The organism is Mesorhizobium sp. WSM4807, from assembly GCF_055811615.1.
In genome coordinates this window covers 1-22,758 of sequence record NZ_JBVVQY010000027.1, presented here as the reverse complement: position 1 = coordinate 22,758, position 22,758 = coordinate 1, and the positions used below count along the sequence as shown (strand labels likewise).

The following is a 22,758-nucleotide window of genomic DNA, read 5'->3' as shown; positions in this document are numbered from 1 at the left end:
CTGGGCTCCGCCCTAGTGGAAGTTTACCGTAACCGAAACTCTGCGATTGGCGGAGCTCCCGGTTCGGCTATTTTCAGTCTCCGCTGGCTCAAAGGTGCCCGCGCCGCGAACCAAGAGCAATTCCGGATCGACGCCGCGCTGCTTGAGAAGCGCACGAACTGTCTCCGCGCGGGCGGCGCTGATCGACAACTTGGCCGTTTCACGGCCCGTCGTGTCCGAATGGCCGGTCAACATGAACTGTGCTGTTACGCCTGCCTTGCGGGCGTCCTTGGCCAATTCCTTCAACTGATTCGCCAATTTGTCGAGAACCGGCAGTTGCTCTGGTCCCGGTACAGCCTTGCCAGAATCGAAGAAAATGTCGACCGCTTGAATAGCCTCCCTCAAATGAGTGAGTTCCTGAGGGGTCAACTCACGCAGCTCGGAGATTTCTAGAGTGAGTCCGTCCGCGGACAGCTGTTGGGCGGCGACCCGCGCCCGGTTTATCCAGGCGGCAGGAGCTTCACCCAGGACAACGATGCGATCCTTGATGATCATAAGCCGAACCGATTTCGGCGGAGCCAGCGACGCCGTTAGCCGCTTCAGCACGAACTCCGGCTCAAGGCTCTGATAGAATTGCCACTGTGAATGAACGCGGGCGGGATCGACCTGCGTTCCGGACAACAGCGACTGCGGGTCGGCGGCCTGTGGGTCTCTCAGGCCGGAAATATAGAAGTGTCCGCCCCTCGCCGTTTGTTGGGCGACGATGATTCCCGGTTGGGCCTCAAGTCGCGACACATAAGTCTGCCAGTGCTCCGCCGCGCGTGCTTCGGGGCTCACATCACGAACCTTGGAGATGTCGAATACCGGTCCGCCTGCCGAAAGCTGTCGGGCCGCTACGCGTGCCCGATCTATCCAGGTGTCAGGAGCCTCACCCTCGGCAACGATGCGATCCTCGACGATCGAAAGCCGAACCGATTTCGGCGGAGCCAGCGACGCCGTTAGCCGCTTCAGCACGAACTCCGGCTCAAGGCTCTGATAGAATTGCCACTGTGAATGAACGCGGGCGGGATCGACCTGCGTTCCGGACAACAGCGACTGCGGGTCGGCGGCAAGCGGGTCTCTCAGGCCGGCAATATAGAATTGTCCGCCCCTCGCCGTTTGTTGGGCGACGATGATTCCCGGTTGGGTCTCCAGTCGCGACACATAGGCCTGCCAGCGCTGCCCGGATTGCCAGGAAAGAAGGAGCCAACCGCCTGCCGGAATCAAAACCAGCAGGACAGCAGCCACCACCAGCCACGGAAATCCCTGGTTTGAGTCCTCCTGCTTCAGTTCAACGCAGGTCTGCAACTGCGTCTCTATGCCGGCCAACTGCGAACTGTCGCCGTCAAACTGCTCTAAAGCCTGTGAGCATTCATCATGGATGCGAAGCAACACATCGCGAACGATTTCATGTAATTCCTCTGGCGGATTTCCCCGGATCACCGCGACCAAGGTCGCAAACGGTCCAACTTCCGACCAGAGACGAAGCTCCCCGAAACGGATAGTGTCCAGGCCGCTCTGTTCTTTCTCGTTAAATGAGTCTTTCACAAAATCTTGAATTGCACTAAGCATCGAAGAAATGAGTTGAGGATCTTCGCTCGTTGCATTATCGGCAGTTACATGCGCTATCAAAAGCCCGGAATTGCGGTTAATCAGAAAGACATGCTCTACACGATAGACAAGCGAATGCTTAAGAACAACTTCTGAGAAGCTTGCACCCGTTCTCCAAGCTTCAAATCTCCACTTGAGCCCATGCCAGGTAAATATATGTCTTAAAGTTTCATTCAGCGACTGAAAGGTCTGATCGATCTTTTCCCCGATCGACTTGCGAATTGCCGGCAGAAACACCGGGTATAATATATCCGTAAGCGTACGCGGGCTCTTCTGGATGGACCGTTGCACGGCCCTCTCGACAGCTGGCGCAAGTGCCTCGCCGAGTTGCGCATGAGGCGCACGTGCGGCTGCACTGGGGAGAACACCCCCCACTGCAGCCGCAAGCTGCTCAGGTTCGTCGAGCAGGTGCGTAACTCGTGAAAGCTCCGAAATTTCGCGGCCGACCAGCAACTGGCGCAGCGTTTCCATGCGAGGATCGGCGGTTGGAACTCCGTGGAAACGCGCACGATAGTCCGGATCGACGTTCCGGGCAATTTCGACCAAAAGACTAGCCAGAGCCTCGCGATCAATCTCTGTATCGTTCGAAGCTGCTCTTTGAGGAAGGCTGATTGGGTCGACGGTCGACGTCAAGTTCCGATCAACTCACTTTCCAACTACGTTCCGAGTTGCTCTTGCTGCCGGCGGGATCCTGATTTAGACATTTTGCAACCTCGACAAACAGTCCAGCCAAAAGATTTCGGTCGGTCTTTACGTTGCTGAGATCGGAAAACATTTTTTCCATTAGCATCTGCATGCTTTCATTCTTTTGCTTGATTTCCTCACGCAGCAATTGATCGCTTCGATTTATCCGGTCCGCAACTTCGCGCTCAAGCTCGCTCAATTGATCCGACAACGCGCGCACCTGCTTTTCAAGCGCCTGATTTTGCTCGCGAAGGTTCCGGTCAATCTCCTTGTCGGCCTCGGCTCGTGCATCCTTTTCGTTGCGCAATTGCGCCGCGAGCGATTCGACCTGCTTCTTTGCATTTGACTCGTACATTTCAAGATTGCGCTTGGCCTCGGATTCGACATCCTTGAAGCGCTGCAAGAACCGTTCTTCAAGCTTGGAAAAACGGCGGTCATAGTCCTGCATCTGGTTGCCGAACAGCAGATCACGTATCTTGTCGACACCTACAGCGTCGCCGGAGACCCCGCTCTCGCGAGCCTGGACCCCCATGAAGGCCAGCCCGTTTCCGTCTGCATTACTTATCAGATTTTCGTCCGCTTTATTTGCTGAAGAAGCGGTACTCGAAGATTCCTTAGCCATCCTTATGCCCCTTCATTTGAACACCTGCCACAGTGCAAAACTCAAAAACACCCAAGCATGTCAGCAAAATACCCGGCTCGCAAGCCGGAATCTTCTTGACTTAAGCCAATTCGTGCGTCCCTTTTACATCTCTTCGACTAGCAGCAAATGCACGAGTTCCGATTGGTGTCGCTCTCGCATCTCTTTGTGATAGCAGCCATAACCGTCTAATCTAATCGACCATTGGACGCAATCTACTATCGAAATGAGTAATACAATGTCCGGCTATAGCTACTGGAGCGCAATTAAGTAGCGCAGACTCATTAGAAGTATCTAAATTAGCTGATCTGGCGGTGCACATACTTTCTCGCACCCGACTGTATACTGCGACGATCCGCTTCCGATGCGGGCCCAACGATAGAAGGAAGGTCTTCTTTCGCACGGAGAATGGCTGTTCGAGAATGCACCTCGGAATCGAGGCGTTTCGGTCGACAGGAGGGGAGCAATAGTCCCAATAACTGCAGTCATTCACACCAAAGCTTCAGTGGGCTTGCATTTATTGCGCCCCCGATTGCAAAAGACGTCAGTTTGCCGTAGCTGTTGCGCTCATACGGTGCCAGGGACCGCAGCTTGTGGTCATGGCGCCGACTCCGGGGATCGAGATGAATATGCGGCATGCTTGGCTTTGACGGGCATCTGCGACAGCTGGCGCCCAAGCTCGGCGGCACGGATGCGACTGCTGCGCCAGGCTTCCAACATCGGTAGCACGACAGGAGCAAGCTCGCTCTGCAGCCAAATGGCGTCGCGGCGGCTCGGAAGAGTTCGCAGGAGACTGGTTGGACGCAGCGTCCCTGAGGACCGTTCCCTTTGGCAGGAAATCGCTGGCTATGTTTCGGGACTCTTGTTCTACCTTCGAACCAGGCGCGGGTAAGGCGGCGTGGCGCATAATCCCTTGGTTTCAATCGTGGTTCCTGCGCACAACGCGGAGGCAACGCTGGCGCGCGCACTCGATTGCCTTCTCGATCAGGAAATAATAGACTGGGAGGCGATCGTCGTCGACGACGCCTCCACGGACGCCACCGCCGCGATTGTTGCCGGTTATGTGGAGCACGATGCCCGGTTTCGGACGTTGAGCTCTTGCGCGTATAGCGCCGCCGGCGCGCGCAATAGCGGGATTTCGACAGCGCGCGGACGCTGGCTCATGTTCCTGGATGCGGACGATTGGGTGGACGCCGGCTTCCTTGCGAAAATGCTGGCCGCACTTGAAGTCGCGCCCGATGCCGTCGCCGCCTATTGCGGTTCCCGGCGCGTGATGCCCGATGGCGAACTCACTCCGTCGAGCTTCCCGACGGAGGTTGCGATCCAGCCCTTCGAAACATTCGCGCGCCGGTGCGCCATCCGCACTCACGCGCTGCTCGTCGACCGGAAGACAATTGTCGAGTTGGGCGGCTTCGATGTTTCGCTGCGCACCTGCGAGGACTGGGATCTGTGGCAGCGCCTGGCACGTCTAGGCAAACGTTGGGTGATGGTCGACGAGCCGCTCGCTTTCTATCGGACAAGCCCCAACTCGCTCACCCGCAATTCGACGCAGATGCTGGCCGATGCGGAAATCGTGATCGCCCGCGGCTTTTCTCCTGATCCTAGGGTCAAACAGCCAGCATCGGCTCACGCCAATGGTGCGATCGAGGCGACCGGCCGCACCGCTTCCGAAGCACTCGCGTGGTTCGCGTTGTGGAACGCCGCGTCGGATTGCGGCTGCGGCCGCCGCTCGATCAGCCCGCAGACCCTGCGCGCGCTCCCGGCAGGACGTAAGTGGGCGCGTGAGATCGCCAAGGTGGCCTTCGATGGCCTTTTGGTAGGAAGCCTATCGGTGCCAGCGCAATTGGCTGCCAGGTGGGACAGGTTCGGCGGCTCCCTCACCGAGTTGATCACCGAACTCGGCAAGGTCTGGGACGATCCCGTCGCGGGCCGCCGCGTCCAGTATCACCTTGAGGAAATGCTTCTCGACTTCGACGATCTTGCCGCGCCGCGCAGGCTGGCGCGGACGCTTGGAATTCGCGTCGATATTCGAAATCCGACCTCGATCGAACTTCCGGAAGGAATCGATCAAATTTATGCCTATCTGATGATGGATGGCCAGATCGAGGCTGTCGTGCAGTTCGGCGTACTCGGGAAAGTGACAAGGCGCCATTGGATTGAATTGACCCGGGATTTCGTGCCCCCTGAGCGGCTTATAGACAGTGTCGCGCGGCTTGCGAGGCGATCGCCTGTACATGCCCCACAACAGGGCGCCGGTGCTGACAAGTCAAACATGTTTGCAGCCGAGGCATTGTTGTCCATAGCGGGACGCCGGTCTGATCGGGACAGCCACTTCGGCAAACTCGCGCGGTTGGCCGCGGAAGCGCGGGGGCTGGTTCGGTCGAGCGCCGAAGCTACAGAGCCGCTTGCAGCGCCGCGCCGTGCATCGGCCGCGGATGGGCACGACAATGATCGCACGTCGTTCTGGAATCGCCGTTTCGCGACCGAGGATCCCTGGAACTACGGTTCGTCCTATGAGCAGGAAAAATATGAGCGGCAGCTCGAAATTCTGCCTGCCGGTCCGATCGGACGGGCGCTTGAGCTGGCCTGCGCGGAGGGGCACTTCACGCGGCAGCTGGCGCCGCGAGTGGGCCATTTGACCGCAACTGACATCTCCGCCGTAGCCATCGGGCGAGCGCGCGCGCGATGCAGCGATCAGCCGAATGTTGAGTTCGGCGTACTGGATTTCTGCGCGGACACGCTGCCGGGTGAGATGGACCTGATCGTCTGTTCGGAAGTGCTCTACTATCTGGATGATCTCGCCGAGTTGCAGCGCATCGCCAAAAAAATCGTTGAGGCATTGGCGCCTGGCGGCAGTTTCATCAACGCACACGCATTCGTGTTACGTGACAATGTTGAAAGGACCGGCTTCGACTGGAACACATTCGGTGCACAAGCGATCTCAGAGACGCTGGCAGGGACCGAAGGCCTCGTCCTCGATCAATCGATCCAGACCGAGCTCTATCGCATAGACCGCTTCCGCCGCCTATCACCGGACGACGTGGCGACGGAACCGATGATTGATCAAGTGCCAATCCGCGCGCCCCTCGAAATCGGGGTCGCGCGAAATATCGTCTGGGGCGGGGCGCGGGCCTTGCGCCGCGACGTTGCGCGTAGCGAGCGGCGGCAGCGTATCCCTGTCCTCATGTATCACAGCGTCTCCGATGAAGGTCCGGCCGCGCTCGCCCGTTTTCGGCTCACGCCCGCCGCATTCCACAGCCAGATGGCATGGCTGCGCGCCAATGGCTTTCACGCGATTAGGTCCGAGCAGCTGGAATGGTTCATCGCCAACCGTCAACCTTTCGTTGGCCGCCCAGTGCTCATCACCTTTGACGACGGCTTCCAGAACTTTGCCGACCATGCCTGGCCGATCTTGCGCGCGAACGACCTGACCGCGGAAGTGTTCCTGGTGACGGACCTGGTGGGTGAAAGTGCACTGTGGGACGCCGACAGCGGTCCGCCGACACAGCTTATGGACGCCGGGACGGTGCGACGCCTCGCCGCCGAAGGTGCGTTCTTCGGAAGCCATCTGGCGACGCATCCCGCGATCGATGGTCTGTCGAGCTCTGACTTGGCCGCCGAGCTCCTGCGCTCTCGTATGTTCATCGAACGGTGGACCGGTCGGCCAACCACGGCGTTCGCGGCACCCTTTTCTGTCACCGACCGACGGCTTGGCAGGCTGGCCAAGGAGTGCGGCTATCGAATCGGCTTCGGCGGCAGACACGGGCCGGCGGACCTCGATTGCGATCCCATCGACCTTCCGCGCATCGAGATTCGCGGGGATCGCTCGCTCGATGACTTTGTTGCCAGGGTCGAGGCCGTGCTCGAATGAACGGTGAACTTGTCAGTGTCCCGCCCGTTTACCTCGTTCGCAAGTCTATTGGGCGACTTGGGACACCGCTGACATCAGCTCCTGCGGGTTTGGCGCCCCAAACATGTATCGCCCACCCTCTGGAACCTCCGTGAAGCTCCAGCGGACGATCCCCTGCCGGTCCAGCAGGAACTGACCGACCAGTTGTCCGTGTCCCGTTGCCATCATCTGCTCGTCGGCTTCGGTCATTTCGTAATTGTCCTTCTTGTCGAGGATTTCGCCGGCCGCAATAGGATCCATAGGACCGGGCAACTCGCTTGGTATGTCGACCCGCATATCCTTTACCGCTGCCATCGAGACCTTGTACGGCCAGTTCGTCTCGTTTTGGGTGAATTCGAGATTGGGCAGTCCAAAAGCACGATGTGAAGCGCGTTCAGGGTCGGAGGCCGCGAGCAGATTCGGTATCGGGTGGTAGCGGAAATAGAGACGCGCCCGTTCGATCGGCGTGTTGACCACCGTCAGGCTCTCCACGCCCTTTTCGCGCAGCTGCGGATCAAGCCGCGCCTGGGCGGCGATATGGCGCCGGCAAAACGCACAATGCAGACCTCGAAACAGGCCGACCAGCACCGGTTTTTGTCCGCGAAAGTCGTCAAGCGCGATCTTGCCTTCCTGGGTAATGGCGTCGAGTACCACGTTCGGCGCACGGTCGCCCGGTTGAAGGGGTACCAAGTCACTACGCGCGGACATTTCCAACCTCCAACCCAGCTAGTCGAGAAAAGGCAGCACCACAAGCGCTTCCGGGTCGAGCCCGTGCTGGGCGCATATATCCTGCGCCAGGGAAAAGTAGCGTTCGGCCTCGGCCAGATTGTCGAGGTCGAGATTAAGCGTTGCGAGACCATCATAGCACGGAAACAGCAGTTGGGGCTCGCCCGTTTCGCGGGCTACGTCCAGCGCTTCCTGGAACAAGCCAACCGCCAGTTCCGGACGGCCGTTGCACTGGTGGATCTGCCCAAGCACGATCAACGGCACCGGCAGGTGCTCGCGCTGGTCGAGCGCCCGGTCGATCTCGATGGCCTTCTCGGCAGCAGGCACGCCCTCCGTTGGACAGCGATCCGTGAAAGTGCAACAAGCGACCGCCAGGTTGGCGAGGAGGCGCGCCTGGAAACCCAAATCACCAATATGGCACGCCACTTCAAGACCGCGCCGACAGACCTCCATCGCCTGTGCCGGATCGATGGTCGTGTAAAGCACCCCGAGATTGGTGTAGCCGCGGCAGGCCGCGCCCAGTAGACCGGCGGCTTCGGCCAATTCAATGCTACGCTCAACCTGACGCACGGCTTCACGGTTTCGCCCAAGGCGAGCCAGCGCAACAGCCTTGGTATTAAGTGCCTCGGCGGTCACAAGAGTGGCATCACACCCTACCTCGGAGACATGCTCCGTTGTCAGAGAGCGTACGCAATCCAGCGCCGCGTCTGCCCATTTTGCCGCGAGAGCGTGATCTCCGCTACGGAACGCCTGTCGGCCACGTTCTTGCCAGAGATGCGCCTGCTCGATCGGGGCATCCGCTCCATCGAGGAGCGCTGCCGCTTCAGCATAGCGGGATTCTGCTTCGTCCCGCTTGCCGACGTCCCAGAGCAGCCGACCGATCTTACGCAAAACTCGCGCCGACGCGACACGATTGGCTGACTCGCGGTATGCCTGCAACACCGTCTCGTAGTGGTGGTGCGCGATCTCGCGGCGGCCTACCGGGCCGCTCAAATCGGCAATGCGCTCTGCAATTGCCAGTTTGAGCGGTGTTTGCCCGATCGCGCCCAACGCAGTCAGTGCTCGCTCGTAGAAACGAAGGGCGTCGTCGTTGGCGTATATCATGCGAGCGCGATCGCCCGCCGCCTGCAGGTAACGCGCGCCCCTCTCCCGCTCGGCGCTCTGTGCGAAATGATGACCGAGCACGGTCAAATCCTCGAGCCGTTCCGGCTTGTCGCCGCACAGTTGCTCCAAGGCAGCACCGACCCGCCCGTGGATGTCGGTCCGGCGTTGCAGGAGCAGATTCTGGTAGATCACGTCCTGCAGCAATGTTTGCGTAAAGCGGTAGCTTTGCGACGAGACCGAGCCTGATCCGGCAACTTCCTCGATGATTTCCGCATCGCAAAGCAGTTCGCAGCCGGCTTCTAGCCGGCCGGGGTCGGCTGTCACGGTTTTCAGAAGTGTGGCATCGAAGCGCGGGCCGATTACCGCGGCTTCCTGGGCCAACCGGCGCACCTCTTGGGGCAGCCGGTCGACGCGAGCAAGCAACATTGCCTGGATAGTGGCGGGAATGCCGGTTGCGACTTCGCCTGCCACAGTCCGCCATCGCTGGCCCTCGCGCATCAGTACACCGCGATCGATAAGGCCGCGGACGATCTCCTCTACAAAAAGGGGGTTGCCGCCCGCGCGCTCAAGGATCTGGTCGAGAAGCCCTCCTGCGGAGTTAACCCAGCTCTCGCCGAAAAGCGCCGCCAGCAGGCTGCGTCCGTCATCATTGTTGAGCGGCGAAAGCCTGAGCGCTGTGTGACTGACCCGACTTGAGTCGAGCTGGTCGTTGTCCGGCGCCGGACGGTGCGTGACCAGCAACATCAACCGCGTGCGTTCCAACCTGTCCATCACGAAACGCAGTGCCTCGAGCGACACGGCGTCGGCCCAGTGCAGGTCTTCGACGACAATCAACAGCGGCGACAACGCAAGCCGCCGTTCGATGATTGTGCGGACTGCGTAGAGAATTTGCCGCCGCAGCTGTTCGGGCTCGACATGCTGCAAGGTGGCATCGGGGTCGCCAAGGCCAAGCACATGGTAGAGCAAAGGCATCAGCCGCTTCGCCTCATCGCCCTGCAGGCCGAGATCGGTAAGCAAGCCTGCGAGCTTCCCCCGCATTTCGTCCCCATTGTCGTTTTGCATCATCCCGGCAGCGCTGCGCACCACTGCGCCCAAGGCGCCAAATGATCGTTCGCCCAGCGGTGAGCACGTGGCCTGCCGCACGGCGACGTTGCGAAAACGATCCTCGTCGCCGACGCGGGCGACGAACTCCTTCACCAGCCGCGATTTCCCGATACCGGCTTCTCCGACGAGGCGGACAAGTTGGGCCGAGCCGCTGCACGCCTGGTCAAGGCTCGCCAGCATTCTATTGAGCTCCGCACCACGACCTATCATCGGCGCGCTGAGGCCGAGCGCCTCGAGCCCACGCGCTGGACGCGGCGCCGCAAGCGGTGCATCCAGTCGATGGACGAGCACACTGCCAGCCTTGCCGCGAAGCACGACATCACCCAGCGACTCGTAAGAGAAGGCATGCCGGGTCAGCCTGTGAGTGAACTCGCCTACCAGCACCTCACCCGGCGCGGCCAGCGATTGCAGGCGTTGCGCCGTATTCACGGTGTCGCCGGTCACCGAATAGGATTTGGCGGTGCCGATGCCCAATCCGCCAGTAACGACCGGACCAGTGTTTATGCCGATGTGGAGTAACAGAGGCGAGCCGGAGTGGGGGGCGCTTTCGCCGAGCCGCGCCGTCCGGGCGATCATGTCGAGGGCGGCGCGAAGCGCACGTTCCGGATCGTCCTCATGCGCGACCGGCGCACCGAACAAAGCGAGCAGTGCATCGCCGATGAATTTGTCGACGAAACCACCAAAGTTTCGCACGGCCGCCGTCAATTCCTTGAACAGTTCGTTCTGCAGCGCTTGCATGACCTCGGGGTCAAGCTGCTCGCTGAGTGTCGTGAAGCCGCAAAGGTCGGCGAACAGGACCGTTACCGTCCGGCGATCGGCGTCAGAGACGGGATGCAGCCCTTCTTCGCTTTCGATGTTCGGAAGCAGCGACGGAGTTCGAGAAGGCGGCACAATGGTCCGGCTTGGTGTCGGAGCAGGCCGTTCGACGGCTTTTGCGGGCGCACCGAGGCTTGCCCCACATTTCGGACAGAACTCGAAATCAGGTGCGCAGGGGTAGCCGCAACTGACGCATGGCACGGGCTGGCGCCTGCCACACCTCGGACAGAAGGCGTAACCGCCCTCAACCTCGAAACCGCAGCCCGGGCAGTCCATCGAACCAGACCTCACTAGGGGCCGTGACGTGGTGATCTCGCTACGCACTTCACGGCCAGGCTATTCACAAGGATGCACCGATAGCCGTCGACCGGCAAGCGGCAGCGCAAATGGGCATCGAGCGATCCGTGTGGGTCCGGTGGCAGAGCGCTGCCGATTCGGGCGGAAGCCGTCGTCGAAATCCCGAAAGGCATCAGCGTCAAGGAAGCGGCCGGATCAGACGCCAGAGGCTCACCGATAGATCGCCGTCGCTTGCGGTTGCGCACTAGGAAATCAACCTGAAGTAAGGCTCAGCTCGCCTTGATCTCTGCCTGGCCGATCTTGCGCCATCGGGCGTTTTCGCGAACCAGTTTCAGGTCGTCGGTCGTCTCGGCAAATGTCCGCAAACGGTATTGCCGGAGCAGGTCCGGGAAGAGCGCCCCTTCCGGCAGGCCGGCAAGCTGCTCGCGGACCGAGATCTTTTCGTCGATGACCCGCATGCCCCAGGCATTTTCCCGAACCTGCAGCTCCGCAGCCAGATCGCGCTCTTCCGGCGCGTTTTCGTCTAGCGCAGCCAGCAGGATCGAGTGGAAAAGCGCTACATAGCCAATCTGTCTCAGGCCGCCCACAACCCGCACGCGCGGCAATATGGCAAGGACGAGGAACATCAGGAACAAGTTCGGCAGCAGCACGCCGTCCAGCAGCGCCTGCCTGAGATGCGGCCGCTCGAATGGGATGGAAAGACCATGCGGCCTGCCAGGCTCGATCAGGTGCCCGTTCTCGAGGACGAGCTTGCGCACGCGCTCCTCGCGGATGCCCCAGAAATAGGCCGTGGCATTGGGTAGGAATCTGCCAAATGGGCTTGATGCGGCCTCTCGCAGGGCACGTTCGAGACGCTGGCGCCTTGGGGGCTCAACGAGCAGCCTGGAAAGAAGGCTGCCGTCATATTCTAGATGCCGCGCCATGGCAGCCGCGGCGAGCCGATCATCGATGAAAACCGGCAGGGCCATGCCGGAACGATCCCAATCGGCGACCAGACCCTCGTTGAGGGCTGTCAGCGCATCGGCGGCGGTTTCAAACACCTTGTCCTGGCTGGCAAGCAGTGTGCCCAGCCAGCGGCTGGCATCCGTTTCATCGCCCACCGCCTCGAGCGCGCGCTTGTTGAGGGAGACGGGACCGGCCACGCAGGCGCTTTTGCGGCACAGTTTGTGGCGCCCCATGCCAAACAGGTTGACCTTGTCGTCACCGACATCGAGCCATCCCGGCCCCTCCCGGCCAATTGTCTCCATGGTCATCGTCGTTCCCATGAAGCCGAAAAAGGCCGACAGCCCGTTTTCGACCGCGCCGAGCCAGGCAAGCAGGAGGGCATCGAAGGTGATCCGGTCCATCAGAAGCAGGCAATGCAGGCCGGACTGAATCACCGGTCTGTGCTCGAACTCTTCGAGGGCCTTGCCGATCTCTTCAGGCTGCAAGATCACACCAAGGCGCTGATGCAGGACTTCGCGCAGGATCGAGCGGGCAGCGATCGCCGGGCCCGATGCAGGCCTTGCCACCGGCCGCCACAGATGGCGGGCGTAATCGGAAACCGGTGCATTCCAGTTCTGCTCGATGTCACGCACGACTTCCGGGCAGAGCAGCGACAGCACAGCCAGAATTTCCACCGGAGGCGTAGGGGTTGGGTCAAAGACGGCGGTCATTGGTCCCGTCTAGCCGCTTGCGGTGCAAACGCCAAGGGAGACCAGACTTGCTGGATGCGGCCGGCCCACACATAGATTGCTGACCATATCCAACGGAGTTCTTCATGAGCAATCGCCTGTTCGCCGACACGGCACGAATTGTTAGATTGGCTAAACAGTTAAGGCCAAACAGCGGATCTCAGAACCGCAGCCGGGCCATGCTCAGGAGGTCGTGGTATTGGCCGTCGGTAAAACCGGCCTTCACATGCCGGCCTTCGACCTCGAAGCCGTGTCTTGTGTAGAGACGGATGGCCGGTTCGTTGTCGGCATAGACGGTCAATTCGACCCGCTTCAGGGCGCGCCAGTTGTCGGCCACGTCAAGCAGCGCGCCAAGTATGGCAGAGCCGATACCCTTGCCGACAAAGGCATCGTCAAGGCCGATATTGATCTCGCCGATATGCGAACGGCGCGGCGAACCCTGCACGACCAGGCTGCCATGGCCGACGACCTTGCCGTCCAACTCGGCAACGATCCAGGTGGTTTCCTGGCCGGACTTGGCGATACGCCGCTTCACCTGCTCCACCATCTCGAAGGGCATCCTCAGCGTGCCCCAGCGGAAGCCCGGCATGTTGAAGATAGCGCAAAGCGCCTCCGCATCGCTTGGCCGGACGGACCGGAGCTGCGGCTGGATTTTTTCGGAGGGTGGCGAGGTCGTGCTGGTCATGGCGTACCCGGCGAAGGCAATCGGCCTGGCACGATGCACCGGACGTCACCTAAAAATCCAGCCGTCTCCGCAACCTATGCCGATTGTGAACTAAAATACCGGGAGGCGGCGTAGAGTTTGAAGACGCCGCTGATGCCGATCCAGCCAAAAAGGGTGAGCCAGCACAATGTCCCGGTCGCTGTCCAGTCGATCCGGTGCACCGCAGCGTCGGTGATAACGAGGCCAAGGATGGCAAGCAGGCCAACCAGAAACTGCGCCAAGCCGAGCACCAGCAGTTCTTCGCGCGGCGCGCTTCTCCAGACGAGATATATGCCGCCCGCACCGGCGAGGAAGATGGCGCTGTAGACCTGAGCGTGGAAGGCGTCGATCGGCCATGGCCAGATGCTGCCTAATGTCAGGGGAAACAGCAACAGGCCGACGCCATAGAGCCCAACGATCGCCGATTCCACCGGCATGTAGCCGCGCCATGCGGGGGTTAAGGTCACGCCTTTTGCAGAAGGACGGGCCCTGGCCCGCCACAGGAACAGCCCGGATACCGCGACCGAAGCGAGATAGACTAAAAACCAGAGCCAGGGCGCTTTGCGCTCGAAGTTGAAATAGCCGAGATTGATGAACGAAGCCACCGACACGATGACGGTGAAGATGAACGCCATGACGAGCACGAGCCTGCCGGGCGACCAGCGATTCCAGACCAGCAGCGCCGCCATCACGACCATTTCGGCGGTGTAGAAGCCGCCGAGGAAGCGGGCATTGAACGGCGTGACGGCCCAAGGCCAGCGCGGCTTGACCAGCACAGGCGCGAAAAACAGGCCGGCGCCTACTATCAGCACGATGATGACCACCACAGAGAAAAGGCGCAGGGCCGCGGGAAATGGCGGGTTGCTGGATGTCGGCATGGGAGAAAGTCCCAAAGATGAATGCCCCGTGGACCATCATAGTGCCGCTTGCGGCCGGTGAAAATCCGCCGAATGGAAATTGAACTGTCACCAGGCTTATCTATTCGAATGGCCGTACGATCCGTTTCGAAGTAAGATGGAGAACTCGGAGCAAAGACGCCTCGGGGCGCATTTTCCGGAGCCTGCACGATGAACGAAGCTCAGGATCTGTTCTCGCTTCTGCGGCAATCGACCGATGTCGATCCGCAGGCAATCGACGCGATCAAGCGAACCATCGCGGAGGGCAAGGACCGCGAACTTTGCCGCATCAATGCGCCAGCCTTCGCCAGCAAGCATGGCCTCGATGAGGAACGCGCCATAAGCGCCTTTCTCCATGCGGCACGGGTGGGTATCTTCGACATCTCCTGGAATGTTCTGTGCCCCGGCTGTGGCGGCGTGCTCGACACCAACGCCACGCTGAAAACCTTGCAGAAGGACGAATACACCTGCGCGCTGTGCTCCGAGGGCTATTCGCCGACCCTCGACGAGATGGTCGAGGTGACATTCACAGTCAGTCCCCGCGTGCGCAGAATTGCCGCCCACAATCCACACGAACTGCCGTTGATGGAATACTTCCGCCAGATCTACTGGGGGTCCGGCGTCGATCTGCCGGAAGAGGATTTCGCGAAAAAGATAGAAGCGTTCTCGCTGGAGGATATCGAGCTTGCCCCCGGTGAAAAGGCGGTTCTGCCCATACAGCTTCCGTCCGAATTCATCATCGTCTTCGAGCCGGTCACCCATTCAGTGCAGTTCATCGACGGGAAGGGCGAACCAACAAAAGAGCGCCGAAGCCTGTCTTTGGTCTTTGACCGCGACCATGTCCAGAACCAGACGCTGGAGATGCAACCCGGCCCGTTGCGCATTTCGCTGGAAAACAGGACCGACGCCCGCGTGCTGCCGACGGTCTTCATCGCCGGCCAGGAATTGCATGATTTCCTGGGCAAACGCCGGCCCTTCCTGACCGCCAAGCGCCTGCTCACCAACCAGACGTTCCGCGATCTCTATCGCACGGATACACTCGACATCAACCAGCGCCTGAAGATCACCAGCCTGACCTTCCTGTTCACCGACCTGCGCGGATCGACCGAGCTTTACGAGCGGGTGGGCGATCTTTCAGCCTTCGATCTCGTGCGCGTGCATTTCCAGGTTCTGCACGAGATCGTCGCGGCGGAGGCAGGCGCGGTGGTGAAGACGATCGGTGATGCGGTGATGGCGACTTTCGCGACGCCTGATCGTGCAATTGCTGCGGCCCTCAGGATGCGCGATGCCATGCGTGCGCTCAACGACAAGAGCGGGCGCGAGGATCTGCTGCTCAAGATCGGAGTCCATGCCGGCCCCTGCATCGCCGTGTCTATGAACGAGCGACAGGACTATTTCGGCCAGACAGTCAATATTGCTTCGCGGGTCCAGAATCTTGCCAACGCACAGGCGATCTTCGCCACTCGTGCGGTGGTCGACGACAATCTCACCGCCGATCTGTTGCACAGGAACGCGCTGACGCCCGTACCCCACGAGGTCTCGCTGCGCGGCATTGCGCGGGAGATAGCAGTATATACGATCCCCTGAAGATTTGGCCCCTGAAGATTTGAGTCGTCTCGGCTCCTCACACGCGCCTGCAGACAAAATAACGATCGGCGGGCACCGAAGGCGGTGGCGGGAGATATTGCAACAGCGGGTGATCGAGCGGCGTGCCGCTGACCGCGATGCCACCGACGCGAAGCAGGCGCGCGATCAGATCGGGAAGCCAGGTAGAGGTCACTGCATCGCGATCGTCATAGCCGGTGCCGATGTCGGCATGAACAAGAGCCGCGTCGATGCCAATGAACCTGCTCGCCGTCTCGCGTATTTCGCCGAGCACGAGGTTTTCAGCTTCGGGAATTGAGCTGGCGTGTGCGCCAAGTGCGCGGTCGAACACCACGATCCGGCGTCCGGGCAGGCGCTCGCGCAGATGGTGGAACGTCCGGCCATTGCCAAGGCCGAGCTCAAGCACCAGCCCTTCCATCTTCGCCACCTCGGGGCAGACTTGATCGAGAATGTCGCGCTGTGCGGTCATCCTGCTGATGAAATTCTCGAGGCGAGTCATATGCGTTTGTGTGTCTGAACCAGCTCAAGAGATCGGCAATGCCCGCGACCAGAACGGTTCACGGGTGAACCCGAGGGCGACGTGTTAAACCCCCGATCGCGTCTCGCCACATATAGAGGCGAACGATGAACACTGCAATAACCGCACAGGCTGCCGACAAGGATCATACTGGGTGGAGTCGGCGGCCCGGCGCGCGGCGGAATAGCGATCTCACTTGTAGGGGTCTGCGGCGTCCCGCAAGCCGTCGCCGAGGAAGTTGAACGCCAAGATGACGAGAATGACGGGGAGCATCGGCAAAAGCAGCCATGGATAGAACGCGATCACGCTGACGCTGCGCGCCTCGGTGAGCAGGATGCCCCAGCTGGTTATCGGCGCCCTCAGGCCGAGCCCGAGGAAGCTCAGCGCCGTCTCGCCCAGAATCATGCCGGGTACGGAGATCGTCGCCGTCGCGATCAGATGCGACATGAAGCCGGGAATGAGATGCCGCCCGATGATGCGGCTGCTTCTGGCGCCCATCAATTGCGCGGCCAGAACGTAATCCTCCTCGCGCAAGGCTAGAAGCTTTGAACGCACGGCCCGCGCCAGTCCAGTCCAGTCGAGCAGCCCGAGGATGACGGTGATGCCGAAATAGATGAGGATCGGACTCCAGGTTATCGGCATGATCGCTGCCAGAGCCAGCCATAGCGGAATGCTGGGGATCGATTGGAGAACTTCGATTATCCGTTGAACGATCAGGTCGAAGATACCGCCGTGATAGCCGGCCAGTCCGCCGATGACAATGCCGAGCAGGAAGCTGAAACTGATGCCGACGAGACCGATTGTTAGTGAAATGCGTGCGCCATAGATGATGCGCGAGAGCACATCGCGCCCCAGCCTGTCAGTGCCGGCTAGAAAGAGCTGGCCGTTTTCGGCAGGGCAGACAAAATGCCTGTCACCTTCGATCAGGCCCCAGAACTGATAACTGTCGCCCTTGCAGAAGAAACGGATCCGCTGAACATCATCCTGATTCTCGATGTAGTTCCGCTTGAGCGTGTCCATATCAAGCGTCATCTGGCGGCCATAGACGAACGGCCCGACGAGCTGGCCGTTGTGGAACAGGTGCACCCGCTGCGGCGGCGAATAGATGTAGTCCATGTTGCGCGTGTGCAGATTGTATGGCGCCAGGAACTCGCAAATCAGTATCCCGAAATAAAGCGCTGCCAGGAATATGCCGGATATAACGGCAAGCCGGTGCATCCGGAATTTCCACCACATCAGCCGTAACTGCGACGCCTGAAAGACCTTCGACTGCTCCGGCGTCATCGCCTCGACCGACTGCAGGTCAATGGGCGCGGTGGAAACGTAGTGTTGAAGTGGAGCACCCGGAGCGGGCAGCGGCGAATGCGTGTTCATTTGGTGCTGCCGCCCTGCAATCGAATTCGTGGATCAAGCAGCGCCAGCGCCAGGTCGGAAATCAGGACACCGATGACCGTCAGGAAGGCGAGGAACATCAGGAACGACCCTGCCAGATACATGTCCTGGCTTTGCAGCGCCTTGATCAGCATCGGCCCGGTCGTTTCCAAAGACAGCACGATCGCCGTGATTTCGGCGCCGGAGATGATGGCCGGCAGGATAGAGCCGATGTCGGAAATGAAGAAATTGAGCGCCATGCGCAGCGGGTATTTGACCAGCGCCTTGAACGGATGAAGGCCTTTGGCGCGCGCGGTCACGACATATTGCTTGTGTAGCTCATCGAGCAGATTGGCGCGCAGCCGCCGGATCATGCTTGCCGTGCCCCCGGTGCCGATGATCAAGACCGGAATCCAGAGATGGGCGAGGATCGACTTCGCCTTGGCCCAGCTCATCGGCTCGCCGAGATATTGCTGGTCCATGAGATGGCCGATGGATGTGCCGAACCAGATGTTGGCGAAATACATCAGGATCAGCGCCAGCATGAAGTTCGGAATGGCAAGGCCGAGAAGGCCGAAGAAAGTCAGGCCGTAGTCGCCCCAGCTGTATTGATGCGTGGCGGAGTACATGCCGATCGGAAAGGCGATGAGCCAGGTGAAGATGATCGTGACGAAGGAAACCAGCACCGTCAGCCACATTCGGTCCCCGACGACGTCGCGAACCGGCAGATCATATTCGAAGGAATAGCCGAAATCGCCCTGTAGCATCCCGCCGACCCAGTAGAAGTAGCGAATAACCGGTGGCTGGTCGAAACCATAGTCCTTGCGCATCATCTCGATGCGATCAGAATCCACCGCTTCGCCCTGAGCCCGAAGCTCGGCAACATAGCTGTCGAAATAGTCGCCTGGGGGAAGTTCGATGATCGTGAACACCAGCGCCGATATGACCAGCAGCGTTGGAACCATCACGGCGATGCGCCAGACAAAATATCGAAACACGCTCAGGACTCTCCAAGCCAGAATGTATCCGGCATGTAGACACCGAAATAGGCGGTCGGGTCGTAGCCGTAGAGCGCCTTGTCAGGCAGATTGCGCAGCCGCGATGACGCCAGAACCGGCTGATGCGTTCCGTTCACGGTGCCGATCGAAAACACCTGATCAGTGTAGATCGACAGCATTGAATTCCAGATTTCGGCGCGCTCCGTGGCTTCGGTCGATGCCTTCCAGCGCTTGAGTAAAGCCATCAACTCGACGACAGGCGGAAGATCGGGCGCCTCACCGACCTTGCCATGAGACAAGTAGTGAGCACCCCAGAGCGGCCATTGCAGCTGGTCGTCGATGGTGGGGGCCAGCTGGTACGGGTTCATGTCGGCGGTCGGCACGCCATTGTCGATGCCCGACCACATCGACATCATGATCTGGCCGCCAAGCGCGCGGCTGCGGAAGATATCGCGCTGCGAAGTCCGGATGAACAGGGCGATCCCGATCTTGCGCCAGTGATCGGTGATGAGTTCGAGCGCGTCGGTTTCCAGCGTGCTTTCGCCGGCCGTTTCCACTATGACCTGCGCAGGGCGTCCATCGGGAAGTATCCGCAGGCCGTCATCGTCACGCGTCTGAAGCCCGGCCTCGTCGAGCAGCGCATTGGCCTGGTCGGGATCATGGGCGACCCAGGCTTTCGCGAATTCCGGCCGGTAGAGCGGGCTCTCCGGCAGGACCGTATCGGCACTTTCCTGCGCCAATCCGTAGAACACGGCCAAATTGATCTCGCGCCTGTCCACAGCGAGCGAAAGGGCGCGGCGCACGCGCACGTCACGAAGAAGGCCACGCCACACCTGGTCGGCACAATTCAGATTGGGCAGCAGCGCCAGCCGCGAACCCTGTGTGCGTTTCCAGAGATGCATCTTCACCGGGTAGCGCTTCTCCGCATCCTTCAGGAAGGAGTAGTCCGTGAAGTCAATTCCCATGCTTTGCAGGTCGCTCTCGCCCGCACCGGTCTTGGCGGAAATGATCGCCGGCGAGCTGACATTCATGACAATCCGGTCAACATAGGGCAGTTGCCGGCCATTCTCGTCTATTCGATGAAAGAACGGGTTGCGCTCGAAGACGAACTGCTCAGCCGGCGGCTTGGTCCGGTTCTGCCAGGGATCGAGCGTCGGCAGTTCCGGGTTCTCCGGGCGATACTGCCGCGACATGCGGATATGCAGGAGCGTCCATTTCCGGGCCCGGTTCTCCTTCATTAGGCCGGTGAGTCGGGATGGATCCTGGTATTTCTTGTGGAACTGCTTGAGATAGGCGGCCGGCAGAACAAGCGATAGCGGCGAAGCAGCAGCAAGCTTGGGCAGGAAGTCGGGATTGGGCGCATCCCAACTATAGCGGACCGTCGACGGATCGACGATCTCGAAACGTGGCGGCTTGCCGTCCGCCAGCAGGGCCGGGGCAAGCCCGCCTTGCGAAAGCTCATCGTTCAGCCAGACATCTTCCCAGCAATAGCGAAAATCCTCCGGCGTCAGCAGGCTACCGTCAGACCATTTATGCCCTTCCCGAATCTTGAAAGTGAAGACGCGATCATCCGCTACGTCGAAACTTTCGAGAATGTCGGGTTGCAAGTTAAGCTTTTCGTCATAGCCGACCAGGCGAGCATACCCGTAGATCGTCATCATTCGGATATCTTTCTGGCTGCCGATGATCGTGCGCAGCGTGCCGCCATACTGGCCGGGCTGCCGGCCCATCGCGGCGAGGTTCAACGCGCGCGGGCTCTTGGGCAAGCGTTCGGCGAGTGCCGGCAGCGCCCTGGCCTTCAGCTGCGGCTGAAGAAATTCCGGCTCCAGATCGCCGGCGCGCGACGTGCCCGGCAGAAATGCCGAAGCCATAAGTCCAAGGACGGTGCGCCGGCTGATCAATGGCGTAACTCGCTGACATCGGCCGTACGCCGGGCCAGCACGAGGTGGCCGCCGCCAAGGTCGAGCGGCGACAGCATATCCTCGTCGCCCTCGTCGCGGAATTGCGATCCCCATGCGCTGGTGTCGGAAGCGCCGCTGAGCTTCAGCGTCTTGAAATCCATCGGCCTGTCGAGATCGGCGAAAGGTACTGCGGCGACCAGTGAGCGCGTGTAGGGGTGGACCGGTTTCCTAAGCAGAATTTCGCGCGGCGCAAGCTCGACGATACGCCCGCCGCACATCACCGCGATGCGGTCTGCCATGTAGTCCACCACCGCCAGGTTGTGGGATATGAACAGGTAGGTCAGGCCCAATTCCTTCTGCAGGTCCTTCAGAAGGTTCAGGATCTGCGCCTGGACAGAGACATCGAGCGCCGAAACCGGCTCGTCGCAGATCAGGAGCTCAGGCCCCAGAGCCAACGCGCGCGCGATGCCGATACGCTGACGCTGCCCGCCGGAGAAACTGTGCGGATAACGCTTGATGAAGCGCGGATCGAGCCCGATTGCCTGCATCAGGCTCTTGACCGTGGCGAGTCGGGACGCGGCATTGCCACGCTGATGGATTTCCAGCGGCTCGCTCAAGATATTCTCCACCGTCATGCGAGGTGAAAGCGACGAAACCGGATCCTGGAAGACCATCTGGATTTTCGCGCGCAGCATGCGCAGGGCGTCACCCTCGGCTTCCAAGACGTCGATCGGTCCATCGCGGCCGTTGAAGATCAAAGAGCCGCCGCTAGGGGTGACAGCCCGCATGAGGATCTTGCTGACGGTGGTTTTGCCGGAGCCGCTTTCGCCGACCAGACCCAGGCACTCACCCCGCCTGATATCGAAGCTCACGCTGTCCACGGCGCGAACAGAGGTTTGATGATCCCCGCCGAACCATCCGGACTTGCGGGTGGTGAAGGTCTTTTTCAGATCCCTGACCGACAGCAGGATGTCGTCCGGCCCCTTCGATGCCGGCGCCGTCTGCTCGCCGAGCAGGTTCTCGACATTCACCGGCACCTCGCGGAGCGCCTTTAGCCTTTCGCCAGGCTTCAGGTCGAAATGCGGAACGGCTGCCATCAGGCCCTTCAGGTAAGGGTGACCTGGCCGGCGGAATATCGCCTCGACAGGTCCCGCTTCCATGATCTCGCCTTGGTAGATGACCACCACCTCGTCGGCGACATTGGCGACCACGCCAAGGTCGTGCGTGATCAGCAGCATCGCCATGTTCAGCTTGGTCTGAAGCTCGCGCAGCAATTGCAGGATTTGCGCCTGGATGGTGACGTCCAACGCCGTCGTCGGCTCGTCGGCGATCAACAAGGCGGGCCGGCAGATAAGCGCCATGGCGATCATGGCGCGTTGACGCAATCCTCCCGAAAGTTCAAAGGGATACATGTCGTAGGCGCGCTCGGGATTGGGAAAGCCGACAAGGCCGAGCATTTCCTCGGTCCGCGCCTTGCGCTCTGCCCGAGCCATGGGCTTATGAATCTGCAGGGATTCGCTGACCTGGTTGCCGATCGTGTGCAGCGGCGACAGCGATGTCATCGGCTCTTGAAAGATCTTGCCGATGCGGCTGCCTCTCAACGCCCGGATATCGGGTCCGTCACGCGGCATCTGCAGGATATCCTGCGTCGTGCCGGGCTTTTCAGGATCGGAAAACAGAATACGGCCGCGAACATGGGCTGTCTTCGGCAAAATGCCCATCACTGCCTGGCTTATAACCGATTTTCCGGAACCGGACTCGCCCACAAGCGCGGTAACCTTGCCGGGCAGGACGCGAAGGTTTGCACGCCTGACGGCATGCAACGGTCCCCCGATAATGGCAAAAGAGATGCCAACATCCTCGATCCGCAGCAGATCAACACCCGAATTCATTCTCACACCAGCCCCACTCTGGCAGCCTGCCGGGCGGCAGACCCAGAAAGCGAGACTAGCGCATTGCCAGCCTAGAGCAACTTGGATTCGAATCGGTCGCCAGTTCCCTGACGGAGTTGTGTGCGTCAAGTTCTGCAAAAATGGCGTGGCATTCAGCGGTGACGTTGGCGTGTTCGCCGCGCAGCCCCCGTGTTTAGCGGAGCGGCGGACATGGCGGCCGCGTCTCAGGCGGCCAATGCCCTCAGGTTCTCCTTCTTGTGCTCGCGCAGATGATCCATGTTGAGGTAGCGGGTCGCCTCGAGCCAGTTCTCGT

The 22,758-nt window shown here is 60.4% G+C and carries 14 protein-coding genes and 1 pseudogene; 2 read left to right on the top strand and 13 right to left on the bottom strand.

Annotation, left to right across the window (positions count from 1 at the left end):
* Positions 1-12: 12 nt before the first annotated feature.
* From AC0L3N_RS26685 to AC0L3N_RS26675, 3 genes and pseudogenes are all read right to left on the bottom strand, one after another.
* A complete protein-coding gene (locus tag AC0L3N_RS26685; protein WP_473550470.1) occupies positions 13-2,262 on the bottom strand; it encodes an OmpA family protein in 2,250 nt (749 codons plus the stop codon).
* Positions 2,263-2,269: 7 nt separating this feature from the next.
* Positions 2,270-2,935: a coiled-coil domain-containing protein gene (locus AC0L3N_RS26680; protein ID WP_095495754.1), complete on the bottom strand. Its 666-nt coding sequence runs from the start codon at positions 2,933-2,935 to the stop codon at positions 2,270-2,272.
* 607 nt (positions 2,936-3,542) lie between these two features.
* Positions 3,543-3,694: pseudogene (locus AC0L3N_RS26675) on the bottom strand (IS110 family transposase); the annotation flags it as partial.
* Between the two features lie 157 nt (positions 3,695-3,851).
* On the opposite strand from AC0L3N_RS26675, the gene AC0L3N_RS26670 reads away from it, so the two are divergent.
* Positions 3,852-6,824, top strand: coding sequence for a trifunctional glycosyltransferase/class I SAM-dependent methyltransferase/polysaccharide deacetylase (locus tag AC0L3N_RS26670; protein ID WP_473550468.1), 2,973 nt, complete (start codon positions 3,852-3,854; stop codon positions 6,822-6,824).
* A gap of 45 nt (positions 6,825-6,869) precedes the next feature.
* Here the strand turns inward: AC0L3N_RS26670 and AC0L3N_RS26665 are convergent, their stop codons facing one another.
* The 5 genes from AC0L3N_RS26665 to AC0L3N_RS26645 all read right to left on the bottom strand — a co-directional run bounded on the left by AC0L3N_RS26665 (position 6,870) and on the right by AC0L3N_RS26645 (position 14,143).
* Positions 6,870-7,550: a redoxin domain-containing protein gene (locus AC0L3N_RS26665; RefSeq protein WP_473550524.1), complete on the bottom strand. Its 681-nt coding sequence runs from the start codon at positions 7,548-7,550 to the stop codon at positions 6,870-6,872.
* Between the two features lie 18 nt (positions 7,551-7,568).
* Entirely contained in the window at positions 7,569-10,868 is a 3,300-nt protein-coding gene (locus AC0L3N_RS26660; RefSeq protein WP_473550467.1) for an ATP-binding protein, read from the bottom strand.
* A 290-nt stretch (positions 10,869-11,158) separates the two neighbouring features.
* On the bottom strand, positions 11,159-12,544 hold the full coding sequence (locus tag AC0L3N_RS26655) for a hypothetical protein (protein WP_473550465.1): 1,386 nt from the start codon (positions 12,542-12,544) through the stop codon (positions 11,159-11,161).
* A 178-nt stretch (positions 12,545-12,722) separates the two neighbouring features.
* Positions 12,723-13,247, bottom strand: a complete 525-nt coding sequence (locus AC0L3N_RS26650; RefSeq protein WP_473550464.1) for a GNAT family N-acetyltransferase — start codon at positions 13,245-13,247, stop codon at positions 12,723-12,725.
* Between the two features lie 74 nt (positions 13,248-13,321).
* Positions 13,322-14,143 carry a hypothetical protein gene (locus tag AC0L3N_RS26645; protein WP_473550462.1) on the bottom strand — a complete coding sequence of 274 codons (822 nt, stop codon included), beginning with the start codon at positions 14,141-14,143 and terminating at the stop codon, positions 13,322-13,324.
* A gap of 189 nt (positions 14,144-14,332) precedes the next feature.
* Between AC0L3N_RS26645 and AC0L3N_RS26640 the strand changes: the two genes are divergently transcribed.
* Positions 14,333-15,748 carry a DUF5939 domain-containing protein gene (locus tag AC0L3N_RS26640; protein ID WP_473485760.1) on the top strand — a complete coding sequence of 472 codons (1,416 nt, stop codon included), beginning with the start codon at positions 14,333-14,335 and terminating at the stop codon, positions 15,746-15,748.
* Between the two features lie 37 nt (positions 15,749-15,785).
* Here the strand turns inward: AC0L3N_RS26640 and AC0L3N_RS26635 are convergent, their stop codons facing one another.
* From AC0L3N_RS26635 to AC0L3N_RS26615, 5 genes are all read right to left on the bottom strand, one after another.
* Positions 15,786-16,265: a class I SAM-dependent methyltransferase gene (locus AC0L3N_RS26635; protein ID WP_473485761.1), complete on the bottom strand. Its 480-nt coding sequence runs from the start codon at positions 16,263-16,265 to the stop codon at positions 15,786-15,788.
* 210 nt (positions 16,266-16,475) lie between these two features.
* Complete coding sequence (locus tag AC0L3N_RS26630; protein WP_123148668.1) at positions 16,476-17,657, bottom strand: ABC transporter permease; 1,182 nt, start codon at positions 17,655-17,657, stop codon at positions 16,476-16,478.
* A complete protein-coding gene (locus AC0L3N_RS26625) occupies positions 17,654-18,652 on the bottom strand; it encodes an ABC transporter permease (protein ID WP_473550461.1) in 999 nt (332 codons plus the stop codon). Before AC0L3N_RS26625 ends, AC0L3N_RS26630 begins: the two co-directional genes overlap by 4 nt.
* A 2-nt stretch (positions 18,653-18,654) precedes the next feature.
* Positions 18,655-20,553 carry an ABC transporter substrate-binding protein gene (locus AC0L3N_RS26620; protein WP_473550458.1) on the bottom strand — a complete coding sequence of 633 codons (1,899 nt, stop codon included), beginning with the start codon at positions 20,551-20,553 and terminating at the stop codon, positions 18,655-18,657.
* Positions 20,550-22,445 (bottom strand): ABC transporter ATP-binding protein, encoded by a 1,896-nt coding sequence (locus AC0L3N_RS26615; RefSeq protein ID WP_123148670.1) that lies wholly within the window; start codon positions 22,443-22,445, stop codon positions 20,550-20,552. The genes AC0L3N_RS26620 and AC0L3N_RS26615 overlap by 4 nt, the downstream gene beginning before the upstream one ends.
* Between the last annotated feature and the right edge of the window lie 313 nt (positions 22,446-22,758).

Coding starts and splice junctions, on each gene's coding strand:
- AC0L3N_RS26680 (WP_095495754.1), bottom strand. CDS start 2,935: ATGGCTAAGGAATCTTCGAGTACCGCTTCTTCAGCAAATAAAGCGGAC.
- AC0L3N_RS26665 (WP_473550524.1), bottom strand. CDS start 7,550: ATGTCCGCGCGTAGTGACTTGGTACCCCTTCAACCGGGCGACCGTGCG.
- AC0L3N_RS26660 (WP_473550467.1), bottom strand. CDS start 10,868: ATGGACTGCCCGGGCTGCGGTTTCGAGGTTGAGGGCGGTTACGCCTTC.
- AC0L3N_RS26655 (WP_473550465.1), bottom strand. CDS start 12,544: ATGACCGCCGTCTTTGACCCAACCCCTACGCCTCCGGTGGAAATTCTG.
- AC0L3N_RS26650 (WP_473550464.1), bottom strand. CDS start 13,247: ATGACCAGCACGACCTCGCCACCCTCCGAAAAAATCCAGCCGCAGCTC.
- AC0L3N_RS26645 (WP_473550462.1), bottom strand. CDS start 14,143: ATGCCGACATCCAGCAACCCGCCATTTCCCGCGGCCCTGCGCCTTTTC.
- AC0L3N_RS26640 (WP_473485760.1), top strand. CDS start 14,333: ATGAACGAAGCTCAGGATCTGTTCTCGCTTCTGCGGCAATCGACCGAT.
- AC0L3N_RS26635 (WP_473485761.1), bottom strand. CDS start 16,265: ATGACTCGCCTCGAGAATTTCATCAGCAGGATGACCGCACAGCGCGAC.
- AC0L3N_RS26630 (WP_123148668.1), bottom strand. CDS start 17,657: ATGAACACGCATTCGCCGCTGCCCGCTCCGGGTGCTCCACTTCAACAC.
- AC0L3N_RS26615 (WP_123148670.1), bottom strand. CDS start 22,445: ATGAATTCGGGTGTTGATCTGCTGCGGATCGAGGATGTTGGCATCTCT.